Origin of the sequence: Actinoplanes xinjiangensis (assembly GCF_003148685.1) — a bacterium.
Taxonomy (GTDB): Bacteria; Actinomycetota; Actinomycetes; order Mycobacteriales; family Micromonosporaceae; genus Actinoplanes; species Actinoplanes xinjiangensis.
On the sequence record NZ_QGGR01000008.1, the window covers coordinates 55,784 to 75,607 of the forward strand.

The window sequence follows — 19,824 nt, forward strand, 5'->3', positions numbered from 1 at the left end:
CCCTCAGGCTCGGCCCGACCGGGCGGGCTTGACGCCAATGGATCACCGCGGGTGGTACGCCCTGGGTAGGCGCATGCCGCGCGCGGCCATGATGTCGCGGACCCGGTCGGGATAGTTGGTGATGATGCCGTCGACACCCAGGTCCATCAGCGCCTCCACGGTGGCCGGGTCGTCGCACGTCCACGGGACGACCCGCAGGCCGCGTGCGTGCGCCGCGGCGATCATGGCCCGGTCCGGGTAGAACCGGAAACCCTCGTCGCCGACCTTTCCGTTCTGCGGGAAGCCGTAGACCGGCGACAACGTCCGTACGCCCCGGACGGTGGCAGCCGCGCGGACGACGTCGCCGTCGTAGTCGTCCACGTCGATACCGCCCAGCCACGGTGACGCCCCGGGTCTGCCGATCTGAAGGAAGTCGTGGTTGGTCAGCGCCACCAGCGGCAGGCGCGGCGCGAGACGGTGCATGGCGGCGAGCGCGCCCCAGTCGAAGGACTGGACGGTGACCTGGCGCTCCAGGCCGGACTCGCGGATCTCCTCGAAGACCCGCCGGACGAACAACGCCCGGGGCGCGGTCTGCTCGGGTGCGCCCGCCTCGACCTTGGTCTCGATGTTGAGCATCACCCGGTCGGCGCGGTAGCGCTTGACCAGGTCGAAGACCTCACGGAGTTCGACCATCCGGAAGCCTTTGATCTGCTCCTGATCGGGGAATCCGGGCAGCTGCTGGTAGCCGCAGTCCATGGTCTTGATCTGCGCGAGTGTGAGGTCCTTGAGGTACCTGCCCACGTACGGGTACAGCGGGTCGCCCGGCGTCACCGGCCCGGTGTCGCGGCATTTCTGCGCGCTGACCTGACGATCGTGGTTGACGACCACCTTCAGGTCCCGCGTCACATGGGTGTCCAGTTCGAGTGTGCTGACCCCGAGGCGCATCGCTTTGCCGAACGCCTCGGGCGACTCCTCGGTCGTCATCCCGATACCGCCGCGATGGGCCTGAAGGTCGAAGGAGGTCCTCCACGGCCGGGCATCACCCGCGTGGGCGATCCCCGGCACCGCCGTCACGGCCAGAACGACCAGAGTGGTCACCATCTTGCGGCGTACGGTCATCGCAGCCTCCATCGCAGGGCGTCGATATCGCCACTCACGGTAGGCGGTGTACCCGGCGCCGACATGAGTCGGTGATGAACAATCGGCCACGCCCGCCGGGTGCCGGTACGGCCGATGCGTCACCACGGGCGGCAGGTCGGCCCGTCCGCGCCCCGCCTAGGGCAACGGGCCCGCTGACCGGAGAGCGGGCGGATCGAGGATCTGCTTGAGTTCGGCCGCGAAATGCTGGGTGGAATGCAGGGTCGCCGCCGCGGCGTCGTGGCGTTCTCCTGGCCGGCTCGGACGGGGCGAGGTGAGGTTGCGACGCAATGACTGCAATTGCGCGAGGTGACTGTCCAGCAGTTCCAGTACGTCAGCGTGCATGAAGGGGCCTTGTCTGAGCGGTATCGATATCATCGCGCCGGTCCCTGAAGGCAAGTGGAAGGCTTGCGGGACAGGCAGGCGTCTCGCCAGGACAGGCCGGGCGAGAAGCTCGGGAATTACTGCTTCTTGCTCTTCTTGTCCATCGTCATCGCGAGGTCTCCTTCCCTTCGGGCGACCGACGCACGACGCGCAAGCACGGCATGCACTCGGGGCACCGGGTGCAGCGACCGCGAGCCTAGGACAAGCGGATGAACAACTGGCCGGAAAACGGCTCCGGCAGAGGTTCTCGGCTACGGCGCCGACTGCCGGCTATCGGCCCTGAGCTTGGCGAACACTTCTCGCATCGCCGCCGAAAAGCGTCGTGGAGATGTCCGTCACCTGAACGCAAGGGTGGACGCTGCGGAGCAACAGCCATTCGTCACTCCCGCGGTGTCGTGCACAGCGGCTCGGGTGTGCCGTCGGCGCGCACGCACGGCGCATACTGTTGCGCCGCGATCATGGAGCGGGCCTCGGCGCCGACCAGATAGTCGGCGAACGACCGGGTCAGTGGGTCGGTCTTGTCCAGGTCGCCCCAGCTGTAGAGATATTCCACGGTCCAGAACGGGTAGCCGGCCCGGATGTCGTCGATGGTGGCGGCCTGCCCGTCGAGTCTGACCTGTTTCACCCCGGGGGTCCGCAGCGCGTTGGGGGTGTCCACGTATCCCACGGCGCCGGCCCGGGACCGTACCTTCACCAGAACGTCGCTGGTCGTGGTCTGCTCGCAGATCATCGGCTGTGATCTGGCCACCCCCTCCCGCAGGACGTCGCAGGAGTCGCTGGTGGCGCCGGCCTGCCGGCCTTCCAGGACGTAGGTCTCCAGCGCCCGACGGCTACCCGAACGGTCGTCGCGGGCCACCACCCGGATCGGGGCCGAGTCCGCTGCCGCGTCGACGTCCTGCCAGTTCGCCACCTCGCCCCGGAAGACCCGGCGCAGGGTGTCGACGGAGACGTCGGTGACGGCGACGGCGTTGTTCACCACCACGCTGTACGGCACGACGGCAAGGCCACGGCTGGGCACCAGGTCGGTGAAGCCGATGAACTTGCCGTCGGCCAGCGCGAGCCGCCGCGGCCGCTGCTCGGGAGCGGCGTTCTGCAGATGATCGAGACCCTCGAAGCTTCCGGCCGCGACCACGGTGATTCTCGCGTCGTCGCAGTAGGTCATGTACTGCCCGGCGAGATGGGCCGCGATCCCGGCGAACGCGCTGGAGCCCTCCACGGTCAGTTCACCGGAGGCGCAGACCGGTGCGCTGGCCGTGGCGCCCGCCTTCTGCTCCGACGTGGCGAACAGCAGCGTGGTGACCAGGGCGCCGGCCAGCAGGGTGCTCACCGCGGCGCCGGCGATGGTGGTGCGCCGGGTACGTGGTGTGTCGGCCGCGGTGACCAGACCCCCCTCGGAGAGCCGGCCGATCGCCTTCGCCGGCGGGTTGGGTCCGGCGCCCTCGTTGGAGAGCAGGACGACAACCTTGTATTCCTCGTTCGGGTTGAGGTCCACACGCGGCAGTTCGAGAGTCGAGTGGCCGAGTTGCCACTGGAAATCCTTGAACTCCTTGCCCAGCGCCTCGGGTTTTTCCTCGGTGAAGCCCGCGGCGATGGTGCGACGCTGCGGAAACTCGAGCTCGAGTGTCTTGTAGTCGTGCCGGGAGATCGCCGTGCGGCCGACGTTCTTGACTCGCGCCACCACCAGGGCCGGGTCCGCGATGTGGGTGTTCTCCTGGTCCATGACCCGCGCGACGAGCCTGGCGTACACGGGGCTGAAACCCAGCGGCGAGTTGAACCGCACCCGAAACGACAGCACCCGCTTACGCCGGGCCTGGAACTGGTTGAACGCGGTGAGCCCGAGCGCCAGCACGAGCGCGGCGACCAGGCTGCTGACACCCTGCTGGGCGCTGAGCCAGTCCACCAGGACGGAAACCACCACCACCACTCTCCTCGCCCTCGGTACACCCCGGCAGACCACGACATCGGCGGTCATCCCATGGATTTCCGGTCGCCAGTCCGTCCATCTTTCTCTGCGGATCTGACGTGCGAGGATGGCCTGGATGAACGGACGGTCACACAGAAACGTCGCCGTCTACTCTGTTCAGAGGCGTCGCGCCCGAGAGCGAGGGTTCGAGGTCGGTACGTTCATCGGGATGCCACGGCCGATGCGACCACCGCGATGAGCCCGGACGCGAGGCACAGGGTCAGTCCTATCGCTGTGAGGCGGTGGTTGAGGACCGCATCGCGGGCGATGGACTGGTTCATCGCCAGCCATGTGGTGCCACCGAGCAGGGCCATCATCACTACGAACAGAATCATGTCGGTCCGGCCTTCCGATCGGGTCGCAGTCGTGCGGATCGGCGACGCCTGACGTCTCCGGTCACGGTTTCCCTTGCGTGTTCGACGGGCCGCCAGGCGTATTCGTCATGTGCCGCCGTTACCCGGCAGCCGGTCGGCGACGCGGGCTGCTCCCGCCGTTCACGCAACATTCATGCCCGTCGTTTGCTCTCCATCTCCGGGTCCCGCTCCGGTTGAAGAACCGTCGTCCGCCGCGGAACCGCGACCCGGTGTCCCGGGCACATCGGCGAACGTTCGCCCGGCCGCCACGCGGTCGTCATTTCGGGTCGTGATCCTGACCCGTCGTGAACCTTCGTCGTCGCCACCTGCTCGGTACCGCGCTCGCCGCGCCGCTGACCGCCCCGCTGTCGCCGGCGACCCCGGCGTCCGCGGCCACCCGGTTCGATCCGAACGCTGTCCGGTTCACGCTGGCCGTACTGCCGGACACTCAGTATCTGTTCGATGCCGACAGCGCCGACCCGGAACCGCTGCGCGCCACGTTCCGCTGGCTCACCGAGCACCGCGGCAGCGCGAACATCGCGTTCCTGACCCACCTCGGCGACATCACCGAGCACGGGACGGCCGACGAACTCGCCCGGGCCGACGCCACGTTCCGGCGCATCGACGGGCGGCTGCCGTACAGCGTGCTGGCCGGCAACCACGACGTCAGGTCGTCCAGTGACGACCAGCGCGGCGACTCGGCGTACCTGCGGACGTTCGGACCGCATCGGTTCGCTGCGGTGCCGACCTACGGTGGGGCGTCGCCGGACGGGTACAACAGCTTCCACGTGATCACCGCCGGCGGGCGGCAGTGGCTGATCCTGGCGTTGGACTGGCGGGCCTCGGACAAGGGCCTGGCCTGGGTCCAAGGCGTGCTGGACCGGCACCGGCGGCTGCCGGCGATCCTGACCACGCACGAGCTGGCGGCGGCCGACCAGGCCGGGGTGGCGCGGCTCTCGGCGTACGGTCAGCGGCTCTGGGACGCGCTGATCCGGCGCAACGACCAGATCTTCCTGACCCTCAACGGGCACTACTGGCCGCCGGGGCGGACCGTGCTGCGCAACGACGCCGGACACGACGTGCATGTGCACGTCACCAACTATCAGGACCGCTACTACGGCGGCGCGGCGATGATCCGGCTCTACCACGTCGACCTGGCCCGCAACGTGATCGACGTGGAGACGTTCGCACCCTATCTGGACAGTCGCGCCGACCGGCTGGCCGTCGAGAACCGGGAGCTGACCTCGGACGTCGACCGGTTCAGTCTCGCCATCGACTACGCCGCCCGGTTCGCCGCCTTCGCGCCGTCGTCCGCTCCGCCGCCCCGGCCGGCACCGGCGGTCATGCCACGGGGCACGGTCGCCTACTGGCGCTTCGACGACGCCGGATTCGACGACACGCGGGCCCGCGACCTGACCGGCGGCGGTAACGACCTGACCCTGACCCGGCTGCCGTTCGGCGCCCCCGCGGCCCGTACCGATGACCACCACCGGGATCAGCCGGCACACGCCAGCCTGCGGTTCGACAACGGGACGATTCTGCGCGCCGGGCCGGCCGCTCCGCTGAACAGGGCGACGTTCCAGCACGGGTACACGATCGAACTGTTCCTCAAACTGCCCGACCCGTTCGTCGGCGACCACGCCTGGATGGGCATCTTCAGCTGGGAGGGCAGGTCAGCCGACGCCGGCCGGACGAACGGCGACCCGGCCGAGCCGACCTGCAGCCTCAACCTGTCCCCCGAACGATTCCTGCAGTACGTGGTCTACCCCACCGGCACCGACGACGCGCCGACCTCGTGGAGCCACACCGTCCCGGTCGGCCAGTGGATCCACGTCGCCGTCGTCAACGACGCCCACCACACCATCGTCTACGTCGACGGGTCCCCGATCGTCCGCAATCCCAGTCGCTCCTCGCGCGGCATCACCACCCTCGGCAAGCCGTTCGTCCTCGGCGGCACGCAGTACGCCGAACACTACGACCGGGCCTTCTACGGCTGGCTCGGCGACGTACGCATCGTGTCGCGGCCACTGCGCCCGCAGGACTTCCTCAGCAAGCCCTGATCACCCCCCTCGCGACCCGACCGCCATACCGCCCTGAAGGAGATACCGTGCCCCTGCCCACTCGGCCGGACAAGGACCTGCCCGATTCCGTACGGAACCGGCGAGGCCTGTCCCGTCGTGGCGTGCTACGCGGAGCCGGCGGCGTCGGCGCGGGGTTCGCGGCCGGTGCCGTCACCGCCCCCGCCCCCGCCGCGGCGGGCGGTGACGACTGCCCCGATCTGATCTACCTGACCGGCGACCACCACGTACACAGCCAATACAGTCACGACGCCAAATACCGGCCGAGCGACCTGGCCCGGCGCGGCGCCCAGTTCGGCCTGGACTGGATGGTCTTCACCGAACACAGCAACATCGGCCACGCCGACGCGGACGGTGCCGGCCAGGAACGCGAGCAGATCCTCCTGGCCCGTCGGGAGAACCCCCGGCTACTCATCTTCCAGGGCCTGGAGTGGTACATCCCGGGCGCCGAGCACGCCACCGTCTTCACCGCGCCCGGCGCGGCCGAGGCCGCCGTGCTGCGCGAGTTCGAGAAGGCGTACGACGGCAAACTGCTCAACCGGGCCGACAGCACCTCGGCCAACGAGGCTCATGCGGTCGCGGCGATCCGCTGGCTGGCAGAACAACGCCGGACCGGCCGGGTCCCAGACGTGCTGGTACTCGCCAACCACCCGTCCCGGCTGGGCATCGACTCACCGCACGAACTTCGTGCCTGGCGCGACGCCGACCCCGCGATCATGATCGGCATGGAAGGCGCGCCCGGTGCGCAGGGCGCCGCGATCCCCGGTCTGCGCGGCCCGGCGAGCGTACGCGGTGAGTACGAGAACCGCCCCGGCCCGCAGTCCTGGCCCGGCTACCCGCCTGAGGCGTACGTCACCTACGGCGGCTTCGACTGGATGACCGCCACGGTCGGCGGGCTCTGGGACGCGCTGCTCTCCGAAGGTCGGCTGTTCACCATCACCAGCAACTCCGACAACCACCGGACGATCCACGACACCACCCGCAACGGCGATTTCCCACCCGGGCACACCTTCGACACCGACGGTCACCTCCCCGACCCGGTGGAGACGGGCACCCCGCAGCCGGGCAGTGACTTCTGGCCCGGCCAGTTCAGCCGCACCCACGTCGGCGTCACCCGGTACGGCTATCGCGAGGTGATGGCCGGTCTGCGCGCCGGCCGGGTCTGGGTCGATCACGGCCACCTGGTCGACGCCGTCGACGTCCGCCTCGACGCCGGCCATGCCCGGGCCACCCTCGGCGGCCGGGTCCGGGTGCGCCGGGGCCGGCGACTCACCCTGACCGTCACGATCACCTCGGCCCGGCGCCCCAACATGCACGGCGACCTGCCCAGGCTGGCCCATCTGGACGTGATCCGCGGGCGCACGGGCCCGGCCGCCGACGACCGGGACACGTTCGTTGCCCCCGGCACCCGGGTCGAGCACACCGTGGACACCCGCCGTCGGAGCGGCACGTACACCGTACGCATCGATCTGGGACCGGCTCGCGACAGCGGCTACGTCCGGCTGCGCGGCAGCGACGGCCGCCGCAACGGCCCTGGCCTGCGCGGCCGGTCGGTCGACCCGCACGGCCCGCTGGCCCACCCGCCGGGCCAGGGCGACCCCTGGCAGGACATCTGGCTCTACACCAACCCGATCTTCATCGACGTCCACTGAGGAAAGCCGATGGCTCTCGGCCCGAGATGAACAATGCGCGAACGACCGAATGCCCGGCGTACGTGCGGGGCACCAGTCACCTCAGTCAGCTACGGCCCTTCTGATGACCTCTGAGGTGTGTGATGACCGAACCCGCCGCCACCGGTGGACTCGTCGACCCGGAGATCGCCCTGCAACGTCAGATCGAGACGCTTTCCCAGCGTTTCCCGGACGTGGAGCGGGCCGACCTCTCCGAGCGTGTGCATGCGACGTACGAGCGGCTCAAGCAGGAGGCAACGGTCGATTCTCATCTGGTCGCCATGACCGAGAAGCAGGTCACCGAGGACCTGCGCCGCACCGGTGAGACGGTCCACGTCCGCGGCGACGGCACGGATTGAAGGGCCCACGGTATGACGGGCCGTCCGATCGGACGTATCGCGGTGACCGGGGTCGGGCCGGTCGTCGAGCACGGTGAGCGACCGGCGAAGTCGGTCATCGGTGAGGAGTTCGAGGTCGTCGCCACCGTGTTCCGCGAGGGCCACGACGCGGTGGGCGCCACCGTGGTACTCACCGACACCGACGGCCACGAACACCGTGTCCCGATGCACCGGGTCAACGCGGGGCTCGACGCCTGGTCGGCCACGGTCGGCGCCGACCGGCCCGGCTCGTGGTCGTATCGGGTGGAGGGCTGGTCCGACCCGTACGGCACGTGGCACCACAGCGCCGTCATCAACGTGGGTGCGGGTGTCGATGTCGCGCTGATGCTCGAGGAAGGCGCCCGGGTCCTCGAGCGTGCCGTCACCGAAGTGCCCCGGAGCAAGGAGCAGGCCGTCACGCTGACGGACGCGATCGCTGCTCTGCGCGACACCGGACAGACACCGGAGGCGAGGCTGAGCGCGGGCGTGGCCGCGGAGGTGCAGGCCGAGCTACGGGAGCGGCCACTTCGCGACCACGTCACGCCGTCGTCCGATCTTCCCTGGCTGGTCGAACGTGAACGGGCCCTCTACGGCGCCTGGTACGAGTTCTTTCCGCGGTCCGAGGGCGCCCGGCTCGACGATCGCACCGGACAATGGCGCGGTGGGACGCTCGCCACCGCGGCCCACCGTCTCGACGCCGTTGCCGCCATGGGATTCGACGTGGTCTATCTGCCGCCGATCCATCCGATCGGGCGGGTCAACCGCAAGGGCCGCAACAATGCGCTGCGCGCCGAGCCGTCCGACCCGGGCTCCCCGTACGCGATCGGGTCTTCCGAGGGTGGCCATGACACCGTCCACCCCGATCTGGGCACGATCGACGACTTCGACGCCTTCGTCGGGCACGCGCACGAGCTCGGGCTCGAAGTGGCACTCGACCTCGCACTCAACTGCGCGCCCGACCATCCGTGGGTCACCGCCCATCCGGAGTGGTTCACCAGACGGGCCGACGGCTCCATCGCGTACGCCGAGAACCCGCCCAAGAAATACCAGGACATCTACCCCCTCGACTTCGACGGCGACCCGCAGGGCCTGTACGCCGAGATCCGCCGCGTCGTGCGGTTCTGGCTCGACCACGGCGTCACGATCTTCCGGGTCGACAATCCGCACACCAAGCCGCTGTGGCTGTGGGAACGGCTGATCGCCGACGTCGCTGCCGGGCAGCCCGGCGTCATCTGGCTGGCCGAGGCGTTCACCCGCCCGCCCATGATGCACACTCTCGCCAGGATCGGCATCCAGCAGTCCTACACCTACTACGCCTGGCGCAACACACGCGACGAACTCACCGAGTACTGCACCGAGCTCGCCGGCCCCGCCGCCGCGTACATGCGGCCCAACTTCTGGCCCACCACCCACGACATCCTGACCCCGTTCCTGCAGCGCGGCGGATCGGCCACCTGGAAGATGCGGGCCGCGCTGGCCGCGACGCTCTCGCCCAGCTACGGCATCTACGCCGGCTACGAGCTGATGGAACGCGTGGCCCGGCCCGGCGCCGAGGAACAGATCGACAACGAGAAGTACGAGTACAAGGACCGGCGATGGGCCGAACACGACGAGGCCGGGACGACCCTCGCGCCGTACCTGAGAAGGATCAACCAGATCCGGCGCGCTCACCCGGCGCTGCACCGGCTGCGCAACCTGCGTTTCCACCACGCCGACGACGAACACTTCCTCGTCTTCAGCAAGGCCCGCCGGATCTACGACCGCGACGACGTCATCCTCGTGGTCGCCAACCTGGAACCGGAACACACCCGCGACACCTGGATCCATCTGAGGATGCCGGACCTCGGTCTCGACTGGCCCGACCGGTTCGTGGCCCACGACCTGATCACCGGCGAAAACTGGAACTGGACGGAACACACCTTCGTCCGGCTGGGCCCGGCCACCGAACCGGTCCACATCATCCACGTCCGCCCCGAAGCGGTCACCGGCCCGCGCTGAGCGCCCCCCTTCCGGCGTCTGCAACGTGCCGGCGCGCCCGGCCGTGCGCCGAGCCGTTCAACCGGCGATGCCGACGGCACCGGCGCTGAGGCAACCGGAATCCACAAGAAACGTCGAGGACCGGTACAAGGTCGTCGGCCCCCTGGGCGATCTTCATCCGGTCGTGGCTCCATCCGGCGAGCGAGTTACGGCGGTGTTACGGTCGGGTTGAGAGATTGATGGAAGTCGTTGGGATGACCTTGAGCAGCGCATGCCTCGCGAACAGCCGCACATCCGGGCCCGCCGTCCGGATGCTGATGCGGCTCGTGCTGGTGAGCGCCGGGGTGGTGGCCGGATATCTGCTGTTCGCTCTCCTCTCCCCCGCCGCCCGCGCCGAGCCGGGGACACCCGGGGCACTGCCCGACGCCGGTGAGGCAGCGCGGCCCTTGTTCAACGCCACCTCGAGCGCCGTCACCTCGGTCAAGACGACCGCGCGAGAAACGGTCAAGACGACGGCGCGGGGAACGGTCGAGACGACCGCGCGGGAAACGGGTAGCGACCGGAACCCGCCGGTGAAAGACGCGGACCGGCCGGAGCAGGCACAGAAGTCCCGGTCCGGGCTCGGCCGCGTGGCCGGCTCCGAACCCGACGGCAAGCCCCGATCCGAACCCGGCCACGAGCCCCGGTCCCAAGCCGGCCGCGGGGCCGGGTCCGGGGATGACGGCAAGGCTCGTGACGCCGGCCGTCGCACCTCCGTGCAGCGGGAGGCGGCGCATCAGGCGAGTCGCCCGGATGAGCGTTCTCTCACGAAGCGCAGCGACCGTGTCACGGCGAAAGGCACGGTGGAGCGGCGGGTCGGTCAGGCCACACGGTCGGCCGCCCGCGCCGCAGCGGAAACGGCCCGGACGGTGACCACCGTCGCGGAGCAGCCGAGCCGCAGCAGCGAGCGAGCCGCCAAGGCCGCCACCCCGGTGACCGGCAAGCCTCAGCAGGCCGCGAAAGCTCTCCCCGGACACACGCCGCCGAACTCACCACCGGCGGCATCTCTGCCGCATCAGGCCGACACCGTCGTCTCGGACGCCGCCCGCCCCGTGGCGAGTCTGCGGCCGGTGACCGAAATTCTGGACCTCTCCCCCGCCACCGACCTGACCGGCATGGTGGACCCGATCCTCGGGCCCTCGAAAACCGTCACCGGCGTGGTGGATCCGGCTCTCGAAACCCTGCGGCCCGTCACCGACCTGACCGGCATGGTGGATCCGGCTCTTGAGACCCTGCGGCCCGTCACCGACCTGGCAGACGGGGTCACTCCGGTCCTCGTACACCCGGTCCGGAGAACCCTGCAACCCGCCATTGACCTGGTAGGCACGATCCGTCCGGTCCTCGTAGACCCCGTCCTGCAGACCCTCCGGCCAGTCACCGACCTGGTAGGCGCGGTGCACCCGGTCCTCCATGCCCTGCGGCCCGTCACCGACCTGGTGGGCGCGGTCACTCCGGCCGTCGTAGACGCAGTCGGGAGAACCCTGCGGCCCGTCACCGACCTGGTGGGCGTGGTCGTTCCGGCCGTCGTAGACCCGGTCCGGAGAACTCTGCGGCCCGTCACCGGCGCGCTGACGCCGATCGAGCCCGGCCCCGGCGTGGCCCTCCCCGACCCGTCACCGGCAGCCGCCGGCCCGAACCCGGCCCCGGCCTCCAGTGAGCACACCGCGGCCGTCGCACCGGCAGAGCCGGAGACCGCCGGCGCGGCCCCCGAGATCCGGCCACTCAGCATTCCGGCCCTCGGTGGGATGCCGGTGCACACCGGCGCACCGGGCCCGTGGATCCACCCCGACCCCACCGCCGGCGAGCGCCCGGCATCCGTGCGGAGCAAGCGATCCTCGGACCCGGTTGACGCCCCGGTGCCCGGGCGTCCCGGCCCCGACCGGGCTCCGTCAGCACCCAGCGCCCGCTCCGGAGGCGCCGACCCGGCGTCACCGGCCGTCACCACGGTCGCGGGCCTCATCCGGCCCACCCTGACCGCTCTCGTCACGACGGCCGGTGCCCGTAACGGGTCCACCCGGCTGCCGGACGTCTCCGCACTGCCCGGATAGACACCGCTCACCGGCCGCCCGGCGTCACGCCGGGCGGCCGGTCTTCGCAGCACTCGTCACTGTCCAGCGGACGCCACCGCGCGTGGCGGTCCCGGCATGCCCTGACGGGCGGCGAATGGGAGCAGCGGTGATACGCACCCTTGTCGTATCCAATCTTCGTCTCTTACGTGAGGCGGTCTGTCTGGTTCTTTCCATCGAAGACGATCTGGAGGCTGTGAGCGCATTCGGCACCGACCGCGAGGTGCTGTCCCGGGCCGTACACCTGGCGGCGCACGTCGCGGTCGTCGATCTCGGCGTGACGCATCGCGACGAGCTGCGTACCGTACGCCTGCTGGTGAAGTCCCTGCCCCAGCTGGCAGTGGTGGCGCTGAGTGCGGAGCACACCCCGGGCGCGCTGCGACGTGCTCTCGTCGCCGGTGTGCGCGGGTTCGCCAGCCGTGCCCAGGCTCCCGGTGAGCTCGCCGAGATCATCCGGCGGGTGGCCCGAGGGGAGCTGGTCCTCCATCAGCCGACGGCGCTGGCCACCCTGGCGGTGATGGACAACCCGCTGTCCGAACGCCAGCAGGAGGCGCTACGACTGGCGGGCCGCGGAATGCCCACCAAGGAGATCGCCGAGCGGTTGTTCCTCGCCGAGGGCACCGTACGCAACTATCTCTCCGACGCGATGCGCAAATTGGACTGTCCGAATCGCCTCAGGGCGGCAAGGCGCGCCGAGGAAGCCGGATGGCTTTAGCGGTGGACGTGACCATCATGAAAGATGAGGGGATGGTACGCGTGCAGTTGGCGATGCCGGGGGGCCTGCTACGCGGAGCGTTGAGCTTCGTGCTCTCCGCTCAGCCGGACATCGACGTGATCGCCGAGCACGACGCGGTCGGCGGTGCCATCCAGACGTTGCGGGCCCACAGTCCCGACGTCACCGTCCTCGACCTGGATCTGCTCGGTGACGGTAACGGCATCGGCGCCCGGCAGGCCGCCCAGGAGGCGCACGCCGAGTTACCGGACAGCCGGGTGCTCGTGCTCGTCGATCCACGCCGGCCAGGGTTCGCCAGCCAGATCGCGGCGGTGCCGCCGACCGTCGGCTTCCTGGCCCAGTCGGCGCCGCCGGAGCGGGTGGTGGACGCGGTGCGCCGGATGGCCCGGGACGAGCCGGTGGTCGACGGTGATCTGCTGGTGGCCGCGCTCACCCGGCCGCCTCCGCTGTCCGAGCGGGAGTTGCGGGTGTTAGTGGTGGCGGCGCGCGGCCATTCGGTCAAGGAGATCGCCGTCGAGCTGGCGATCGCCCCCGGCACCGTGAGCAACCACCTGTCCCGGATCCTGGCGAAGACCGGCGCCCGCAACCGGATCGAGGCCATCACCATCGCCCGGGAGGCGGGCTGGATCTGATCCCGGTCCCGTCCAGCAGCCGACCAGGTCCCGGTAGGCGGCCGAGGTGGCCAGCAGTGTCTCGTGGTCGCCGAGGTGGGGGCGGGCGCCGTCGAACATGAGGATGTGCCGGGCCCGGCGGGCCGAGGTCATCCGGTGGGCGATGACGATCAGGCCGCCGGGCCGGTGGGTGAACGCCTGCTCGGCTCGCGCCTCGGCTTCCGGGTCGAGGTGGCAGGTGGCCTCGTCCAGGATGACGAGCGGTGCCGGCGCCAGGTATGCCCGCACCAGCGCGATCATCTGGCGCTCACCGGCGGACAGTGCGGCCGGCTCGAGCGGGGCGTCGTAGCCGCCGAGCCGCCCGACCAGTGGGCCGGCGCCGAGTGTGCCGACCGCCGCGTCCAGTTGTGACACGGTGGTGTCCGGTGCCAGATAGCGCAGGTTGTCCCCCACGGTGCCGGTGAAGACGTACGCCTCCTGCGGGACCAGCACCGGCCGCCCGGCGTACCGGATCGTGCCCGACTGGGCGGGCAGGAGTCCGGCCATCAGCGCGGACAGGGTGGACTTGCCGATGCCACTGGCACCGACCACGGCGAGGTGCGCTCCGGCGGCCACGTCCAGGTCCAGGCCGTCGAGCACCGGTGCGGCGGCTGTCCCGTACCGGAACGTCACGTCCCGCATGCGCAGCAGGTCCGGCGGGGTGAGGGTGCCCACCTGGACCGGGGCCGGGGACGGGACTCCGGTGGCCGCCAGCAGCCGCGCGAGGGTCACCCCGTACCGCAGGCCGCCGCCGGCCAGGCCTTCGATCAGCAGGTGCAGCGCGGGCTGCAGGCCTTGGCGGATGTAGACCATGGCGCCCAGGACCGTCCCGGCGCCGGCGCCGTTGCGGACCGCCCACGGTGCGGTGATCAGCAGCAACGCGAGAGGCAGCCATCCACTGATCGCGAGGCTGGCCCGGCGCAGCGCACCCATGCGGGCCAGTGCCGTCTCGGCCTGGCACTGTTCGTCGACCGGTGCGCCGACGGTGTGCACCGCCCAGTCGCGGGTGCCGGCGGAGGCGATGTCGCGATGGCCGCGCAGCAGGGATTCGGCGGTACGGCCGAGGCGCTCGACGGCGTACACGTAGTCACGCTGCCGCCGCGCCATGGCCGGCAGCAGAACCAGGAAGAGCAGGAGACCGGCGATCAGCGGAACGGCGACGAGCCCGGCCATCTCCGCGGAGATCAGCGTCAGGCCGGCGAGGACGCCCACGCCGCCGAAGAGGAATCCGCGGGCCACGGTGAGCAGCCCCGCCAGGGTGTCCCGGACGATCTCCACCTGGTGGGTGAGGCGGGCGACGGCCGCCCCGTCCGGCTGCCCGCCCGGGCCGGTGGCGCGCCGCAGCTCGCCGGTGACGACGCGGGCGGCCAGCCGGTCGCGCACCGGTTCGACGATGCCCGCCAGTCCCGCGTATGCCTGCCGGGCACCGGCCGCGCCGGCCGCGGCCACCACCGCGTACCCGCCCAGCCAGGCCAGGCCGACCGTGGGACGGCCGGCCAGGAACCCGTCGTCGACCGCCCGGGCGATCGCGTACCCGGATGCCAGCGCGGGCAGCGCCTCCACCACCGACCAGCCGGCCAGCCGGGTGACCGCCCGCCGCTGCCGGCCCAGCTCATCGAAGGTGTGGCGGACCACGGTGTTCACCGCACCACCTCACCTGCGAAGACCGCCCGGTACGCGGGGTCGGTCCACAACGTGGCGTGTGGCGCGTACCCCCTGATCCGGCCGTCGTCCAGCCACACCACCAGGTCGGACCGGGCCGCTGTGGCCCGGCGATGGGTCACCACCAGACGGGTCCGGCCGGCGGTGTGGCGGGTGAGGCTGTCGGTGATCCGGGCTTCGGTGACGGTGTCCAGGCTGGACGACGCGTCGTCGAGGATGAGCAGCCGCTCGCCGCGCAGCGCCCGGGCCAGGCCCAGTCGCTGGCGCTCGCCGCCGGACATCGGGCTGTCCGCGAGGGGGGTGTCGTAGCCTTCGGGCAGCCGGGCGACGTAGTCGTCGATGGCGGCCACCGCCGCCGCGCGGCGGGTCGCGGCTCCGCCTCCCGGGCGGCCCATGGCGATGGCCTCGCCGACGGTGGCTCCGACCAGGACCGGCCGTTCGAAGCCGTATCCGACGGCGGTGGCCGACTCGGCCGGTGAACATGCGATCAGGGGTACGCCGTCGAGCAGAACCCGCCCACCGTCGGGCTCGCGCAGACCGCCGGCCACCGCGGCCAGCAGCGACTTGCCCGCACCGGACCGGCCGACGACCGCGACGACCGCGCCGCCGGGCACCGTGAGGTCCACCGAGTCCAGGGCGGTGTGCCCGTCCAGGAGCACCGTGACCTGTTCCAGCCGGAGGACTCCGGGGCCGGTGGGCAGACGGCGGGTCCCTTCGGTCACCGTGGGCTCGGCCAGCACCTCGGCGACCCGGCCGGCGCTGGTCCGCGCCCGTACCAGCCGGTTCACGGTGGTCAGCACCGCGCCGAGCCCGCTGCCGAGCAGCGCGTACTGCACGGCCGCCAGGAGTTCGCCGGGGGTGAGCCGGCCCGCGCCGAGCAGCAGGCCACCACAGGTGATCACCGCGATCAGGATGAGCGGCGACAGCAGCGCGGTCCGGCCGCCCGCCGCCGCGAGCGCGGTCCAGGTGCCGGTGCCGTACGCGCTGAGATCGGGCAGCCGTCGTAGCACCCGTGCCGTCTCCCGGTCGAGGGTGCCGGCCGCCGCGATGGTGCGGCTGCCGTCCAGTGCCTCGGCCAGCCGTCCGGCCATCTCGCTCTGCACCGTCTGGTAGCCGTGGGCGGCGGCGGTGGCGTCCGCCGCGTAGCCGCGCAGCAGCAGCCCGAGCAGCAGCAGCCCGAGCAGGAAGGTGCCGGCCAGCCACGGGTCGAGCAGGGCGAGTGCCACGAGGGCACCCAGCGGCGGCAACCCGGAGAGCACGCCGCCGACCACGGTGGCGGCGGCCGAGCCGGCGTCGGTGGACTGTCCGGACAGCCGGGTCACCAGGTCACCGACCGGGTAGCGGGTGACCACCGGCTGGGGCAGCGCGAACATCCGCCGGGCCAGGCGGTGCCGCAGCGCGGCGGTCGCGCGGGCGGTGCCGGCGGCGGACACGAAGCCGGTGAGGATCTCGGCGGACGCGGCCACGACGATCAGGGCGACCGCGGCGGTCATCCAGGCGGTGGCCGAGCCGCGGATCCCGAGGACCGCGTCGACGGCCCGGCCGAGCGTGGCCGGCAGCAGCAGTTCCGCGGCCGCGCCGAGCACGCCCGCGGCGGCCAGCACGACGGCGTGCCCACCGGCGTCACCGGTGGCGCGGATCAGGACCCGGCTCGACGGTTGCATGCGGTCCTCCCAAAGGCGTGGCCCCACCCGGACGGCTCGGGGCCGTCCGGGTGGGGCCGGGGGGCGTGGAACGCGGGATCAGTTACAGGTCGTGACGCTCAGCGAGCTGTCGCCGCAGAGCAGCAGGCTCGCCTGGCTGCCACCGCCGCCACCGCCGCCGGTGCGCTCGGATGCGGACACGTGCATTCCCTGGAGGTCGAGCAGAGTCATGTCGGTACACCTCTCCTTGCGAATGGATGGGACTGGATGGATCCTTCTTCCGCGCGCCGGAAGTCTGTGGTGAGAAACGGCAGGCTGATCGCCGGGTTCTCGGCCATGGCCAGGGCGAGCAGTACGCCCGCGGTTCCGGTGGCCAGGTCCATGGACAGGCGCAGCAGCTGCTCGCCGGGAAAGGCGAGGCCGGCGCCGTACGGTAGGGCGTGCCAGGACAGCGCGTCGGCCTGCCGGGCCAGTTCCGCGGCGTCGTCAGCGGCCGTGTCACCGGCCGTGACCCGGGCCGCCAGGTAGGCGACGATGCCCGCGCGGCCGGCGAAGAGCCCGGACTGGGCGTAGAACGGTGAGGAGGCCACCCGGCGGATCGCGGCGGACGCGGCCCGGAACTCCTCGTCGTCGGCGTGCCGCAGGTACCGGTCGAGGACCAGACCGACGCCGATGCTGCCCTGGGCGAGGTAGGGCATGGTGCGCCAGCCTTCGTCGACGTACATTCCGCCGTCATCGCGCAGGACACAGCCGCGCAGGTCCCTGCGCAGGGCGCCGGCCGCGGCGGTCAGCATCGCCGGGTCACCGGTGTGCTCGTACCGGTGCAGGAAGAACAGTGCCGGGCCGCTGGCTCCCCGGGTCAGGCCGGTCGCGGCCGGCGGCGTGGTGAGCCGGTCGGCGAGCAGGACGGTCAGCTCGTCGGCGGCCTCGGTCACCCGCGGCTCCCCGGTGGCGTGCCCGAACCAGGTCAGGGCCAGCCCGACGCCGGCGAGCCCGCTCGCCAGGTCGGTGGACAGGTCGCGCCAGGGCTCGGCGAGACAGAGCTCCATCAGGGCGGCGGCCTCGTCGCGGCGGCCGCACCCGTGCAGGGCGTACGCGACACCCGTCAGCCCGTCCCAGAATCCGAGGCGGCTGCCGGACGCGGGGGTACGTACCTGGTCGGCGAGCCACTGCTCGTGGTCGGGAAAGCGGCCGGCACCGGCGGCGGACAGGGCCCAGAGGACTCCCGCGGCACCGTGGGCCAGGTTGAGGCCGCCGCTGCGGAACTGCTGAATGTCGCCGGGGAACAGCCGGTCGTCGCGATGTGGTGTGGCGCTGTGAAGCACCGCGGTGGACAGCCGCCGGCGCAGGGCCGGCCAGTCGCCACGGTCGAAGTCCAGCCGCTCGGGGTTGCCGGTGCCGTGGGCAGCCGCCGGGGCGTTCCGCGGCTCAGTGGCTTCGCTGCCACGGATCACCCGGACGGCCTCGGTGAGGTAGCCGTCGGGGACCGGGAAGCGCTCGGCGATGATCCGGGCGAAGTGGTCGGCTTTGCCGGGGGCGAGCCGCAGCATCGCGGTCAGCGGCAGGAACAGGGCGAGCCGCAGGCAGGCGAGCGCGTACTCGTCGGCGGCGAAACCGGTCCGGTCGGACGGTGCGGCGAACGCCTGGTTGCGCAGGGCCGGCGCGCCCGGTTCGGTGACCGGCCGGGCCACCTCGAAGTCGATGAGGGTGATCCGGCCGTCGTCGCCGACGAGCACGTTGAACAGGTGCAGGTCGCCGTAGACGATGCCGTTGCGGTGGATCTCGCGCACCGCTGTCTCGACCTGCTGGTGGATGTCGACGGCCCACGCGGTGTAGTCGGCGAGGGTGTCCGGGCCGGCGCCCGGGCGGGTCAGCGGGTAGCGCTGGACCAGCTCCCGGTTGAGCGGCCGGCCGTCGACGTGCTCGAGGACGAGGAACTCGTGGTCGCCCAGCGTGAACATGTCGTGTGCCCGTACCACGCCGGGTACGCCGGAGAGTGCCGTCAGCATCTGATGTTCGCGGCGTACCCGGGTGATCGCGTCGGCGCCGGTGGCGTCCAGGCCGGCGTGCGGGCGGGCCTCCTTGAGCACGATCGCCGCGCCGCTGCGGATGTCCCGGCCGCGGTAGAGGCCGCCGCCGTTGGAGAAGTGCAGGACGCTGTCGATGGTGTACGGCACCTGCGTGGTGCTGACGGCGTTGCGGGCCTCGAGATGCGCGGTGAGGAAGGCGGGCAGCTCGATCCAGTCGGGAACCTGGAAGACCGGGTCGCGGCGGTCCGGCACGAGGGTGTCCTCCGCGTTCGCGATGGCCGGCACGACCTGGCCGTCGTCGTCGAGGCAGTAGCGCGACGCGAAGCCGCCGTAGCGGACGTGCACCGGGCCGCTGCCGTACCGCAGATCGGAGAGGATGGTGGGGCCCGCCTCGCCGTCGAGCAGCTTGTCGAGCTCCGCGCAGACCACGGCCAGCTCGTCCTCGTCGTGGGGGTACACCGTGATGAACTTTCCACTGGCTCCACGACCGGCGTACTTGGCATTGCGCATCAGCATCATCCGCGGCCCGCGCAGGAATTTGAAACCCAGATCGCGTACGGCGCAGTAGTCCCAGACCGTCTCCAGCACCCGCTCGGCGTTGTGCAGGCAGGCGGAGACGTGCACCTTCCAGCCCTGCGGCGGCAGCGGGTCATCGGCCGGCGAGCAGATCAGCCAGTCGTCCTTGGCCGTGCGCACCCAGCCGTCGGGCAGTCGCCGGTGGCCGAGGTACTCCGGGGCCGGAGCCTTGGTGTTGGTGAGCGAGTCGTAGAAGATCGGGTCGACCGCGCAGTACGTGTCGTAACGCTCGTCCATCACCCCTCCTCGTCCGGTCGAGCCGTTCGGCTGCTGGAACCAGACTGCGCCTGCTCAGAGCCGTCCTGAAGTGCCGCCGGTCATCTCGTCCACGGCGAAGCCGTCCGGATTCTGATGACAAAACTCAGGTTTCAACCGCTCCCGGCGGGATAGGGGCGTGGCTCGACCGCCGGGACCCGGTCGGCCGGGTCGGGCACGGTATGATCCGTCCGGTCCGTGACGTACACGGGCCGATAGGTGATCGCCGGTTCCGTCACGATGGGATCGGGA

The 19,824-nt window shown here is 71.2% G+C and carries 14 protein-coding genes and 1 pseudogene; 7 read left to right on the forward strand and 8 right to left on the reverse strand.

Going from position 1 to position 19,824, the window contains the following annotated elements; all coding sequences use genetic code 11:
- Positions 1–42: 42 nt before the first annotated feature.
- The 4 genes from BC793_RS19180 to BC793_RS49655 all read right to left on the reverse strand — a co-directional run bounded on the left by BC793_RS19180 (position 43) and on the right by BC793_RS49655 (position 3,798).
- Positions 43–1,098 carry a glycerophosphodiester phosphodiesterase family protein gene (locus BC793_RS19180; protein ID WP_109594127.1) on the reverse strand — a complete coding sequence of 352 codons (1,056 nt, stop codon included), beginning with the start codon at positions 1,096–1,098 and terminating at the stop codon, positions 43–45.
- 156 nt (positions 1,099–1,254) lie between these two features.
- Positions 1,255–1,461 (reverse strand): hypothetical protein, encoded by a 207-nt coding sequence (locus BC793_RS48890; RefSeq protein ID WP_146246337.1) that lies wholly within the window; start codon positions 1,459–1,461, stop codon positions 1,255–1,257.
- Positions 1,462–1,879: 418 nt separating this feature from the next.
- Positions 1,880–3,418: a PstS family phosphate ABC transporter substrate-binding protein gene (locus BC793_RS19185; protein ID WP_158319310.1), complete on the reverse strand. Its 1,539-nt coding sequence runs from the start codon at positions 3,416–3,418 to the stop codon at positions 1,880–1,882.
- Positions 3,419–3,624: 206 nt separating this feature from the next.
- Entirely contained in the window at positions 3,625–3,798 is a 174-nt protein-coding gene (locus tag BC793_RS49655; RefSeq protein ID WP_158319311.1) for a hypothetical protein, read from the reverse strand.
- 323 nt (positions 3,799–4,121) lie between these two features.
- On the opposite strand from BC793_RS49655, the gene BC793_RS19190 reads away from it, so the two are divergent.
- The 7 genes and pseudogenes from BC793_RS19190 to BC793_RS51405 form a co-directional block, all read left to right on the forward strand.
- Complete coding sequence (locus BC793_RS19190; protein WP_109594130.1) at positions 4,122–5,876, forward strand: LamG-like jellyroll fold domain-containing protein; 1,755 nt, start codon at positions 4,122–4,124, stop codon at positions 5,874–5,876.
- 47 nt (positions 5,877–5,923) lie between these two features.
- On the forward strand, positions 5,924–7,546 hold the full coding sequence (locus BC793_RS52310; RefSeq protein ID WP_109594132.1) for a PHP domain-containing protein: 1,623 nt from the start codon (positions 5,924–5,926) through the stop codon (positions 7,544–7,546).
- 122 nt (positions 7,547–7,668) lie between these two features.
- Entirely contained in the window at positions 7,669–7,923 is a 255-nt protein-coding gene (locus BC793_RS19200) for a three-helix bundle dimerization domain-containing protein (RefSeq protein WP_109594134.1), read from the forward strand.
- Between the two features lie 12 nt (positions 7,924–7,935).
- Positions 7,936–9,939 (forward strand): alpha-1,4-glucan--maltose-1-phosphate maltosyltransferase, encoded by a 2,004-nt coding sequence (locus tag BC793_RS19205; RefSeq protein ID WP_109594136.1) that lies wholly within the window; start codon positions 7,936–7,938, stop codon positions 9,937–9,939.
- 233 nt (positions 9,940–10,172) lie between these two features.
- Positions 10,173–12,005 (forward strand): hypothetical protein, encoded by a 1,833-nt coding sequence (locus tag BC793_RS19210; RefSeq protein ID WP_109594137.1) that lies wholly within the window; start codon positions 10,173–10,175, stop codon positions 12,003–12,005.
- Between the two features lie 214 nt (positions 12,006–12,219).
- Complete coding sequence (locus BC793_RS19215) at positions 12,220–12,738, forward strand: response regulator transcription factor (RefSeq protein ID WP_158319312.1); 519 nt, start codon at positions 12,220–12,222, stop codon at positions 12,736–12,738.
- Between the two features lie 398 nt (positions 12,739–13,136).
- Positions 13,137–13,307: pseudogene (locus BC793_RS51405) on the forward strand (helix-turn-helix domain-containing protein); the annotation flags it as partial.
- Here BC793_RS51405 and BC793_RS19220 read toward each other — a convergent pair.
- The 4 genes from BC793_RS19220 to lanKC form a co-directional block, all read right to left on the reverse strand.
- A complete protein-coding gene (locus BC793_RS19220; RefSeq protein WP_239170162.1) occupies positions 13,227–15,050 on the reverse strand; it encodes an ATP-binding cassette domain-containing protein in 1,824 nt (607 codons plus the stop codon). The pseudogene BC793_RS51405 and the gene BC793_RS19220 sit on opposite strands and share 81 nt — an antisense overlap.
- Positions 15,047–16,732, reverse strand: a complete 1,686-nt coding sequence (locus BC793_RS19225) for an ATP-binding cassette domain-containing protein (RefSeq protein WP_109594141.1) — start codon at positions 16,730–16,732, stop codon at positions 15,047–15,049. The genes BC793_RS19220 and BC793_RS19225 overlap by 4 nt, the downstream gene beginning before the upstream one ends.
- Before the next feature lie 78 nt (positions 16,733–16,810).
- Entirely contained in the window at positions 16,811–16,942 is a 132-nt protein-coding gene (locus BC793_RS19230) for a SapB/AmfS family lanthipeptide (RefSeq protein WP_109594144.1), read from the reverse strand.
- Positions 16,939–19,554, reverse strand: coding sequence for a class III lanthionine synthetase LanKC (gene lanKC / locus BC793_RS19235; protein WP_109594146.1), 2,616 nt, complete (start codon positions 19,552–19,554; stop codon positions 16,939–16,941). The genes BC793_RS19230 and lanKC overlap by 4 nt, the downstream gene beginning before the upstream one ends.
- Positions 19,555–19,824: the final 270 nt, after the last annotated feature.

What these genes read in the sequence shown, in the direction of transcription:
- BC793_RS19180 (WP_109594127.1), bottom strand. Translation starts at nt 1,098, where the DNA reads ATGACCGTACGCCGCAAGATGGTGACCACTCTGGTCGTTCTGGCCGTG.
- BC793_RS48890 (WP_146246337.1), bottom strand. Translation starts at nt 1,461, where the DNA reads ATGCACGCTGACGTACTGGAACTGCTGGACAGTCACCTCGCGCAATTG.
- BC793_RS49655 (WP_158319311.1), bottom strand. Translation starts at nt 3,798, where the DNA reads ATGATTCTGTTCGTAGTGATGATGGCCCTGCTCGGTGGCACCACATGG.
- BC793_RS19200 (WP_109594134.1), top strand. Translation starts at nt 7,669, where the DNA reads ATGACCGAACCCGCCGCCACCGGTGGACTCGTCGACCCGGAGATCGCC.
- BC793_RS19205 (WP_109594136.1), top strand. Translation starts at nt 7,936, where the DNA reads ATGACGGGCCGTCCGATCGGACGTATCGCGGTGACCGGGGTCGGGCCG.
- BC793_RS19210 (WP_109594137.1), top strand. Translation starts at nt 10,173, where the DNA reads ATGACCTTGAGCAGCGCATGCCTCGCGAACAGCCGCACATCCGGGCCC.
- BC793_RS19225 (WP_109594141.1), bottom strand. Translation starts at nt 16,732, where the DNA reads ATGCAACCGTCGAGCCGGGTCCTGATCCGCGCCACCGGTGACGCCGGT.
- BC793_RS19230 (WP_109594144.1), bottom strand. Translation starts at nt 16,942, where the DNA reads ATGACTCTGCTCGACCTCCAGGGAATGCACGTGTCCGCATCCGAGCGC.
- lanKC (WP_109594146.1), bottom strand. Translation starts at nt 19,554, where the DNA reads ATGGACGAGCGTTACGACACGTACTGCGCGGTCGACCCGATCTTCTAC.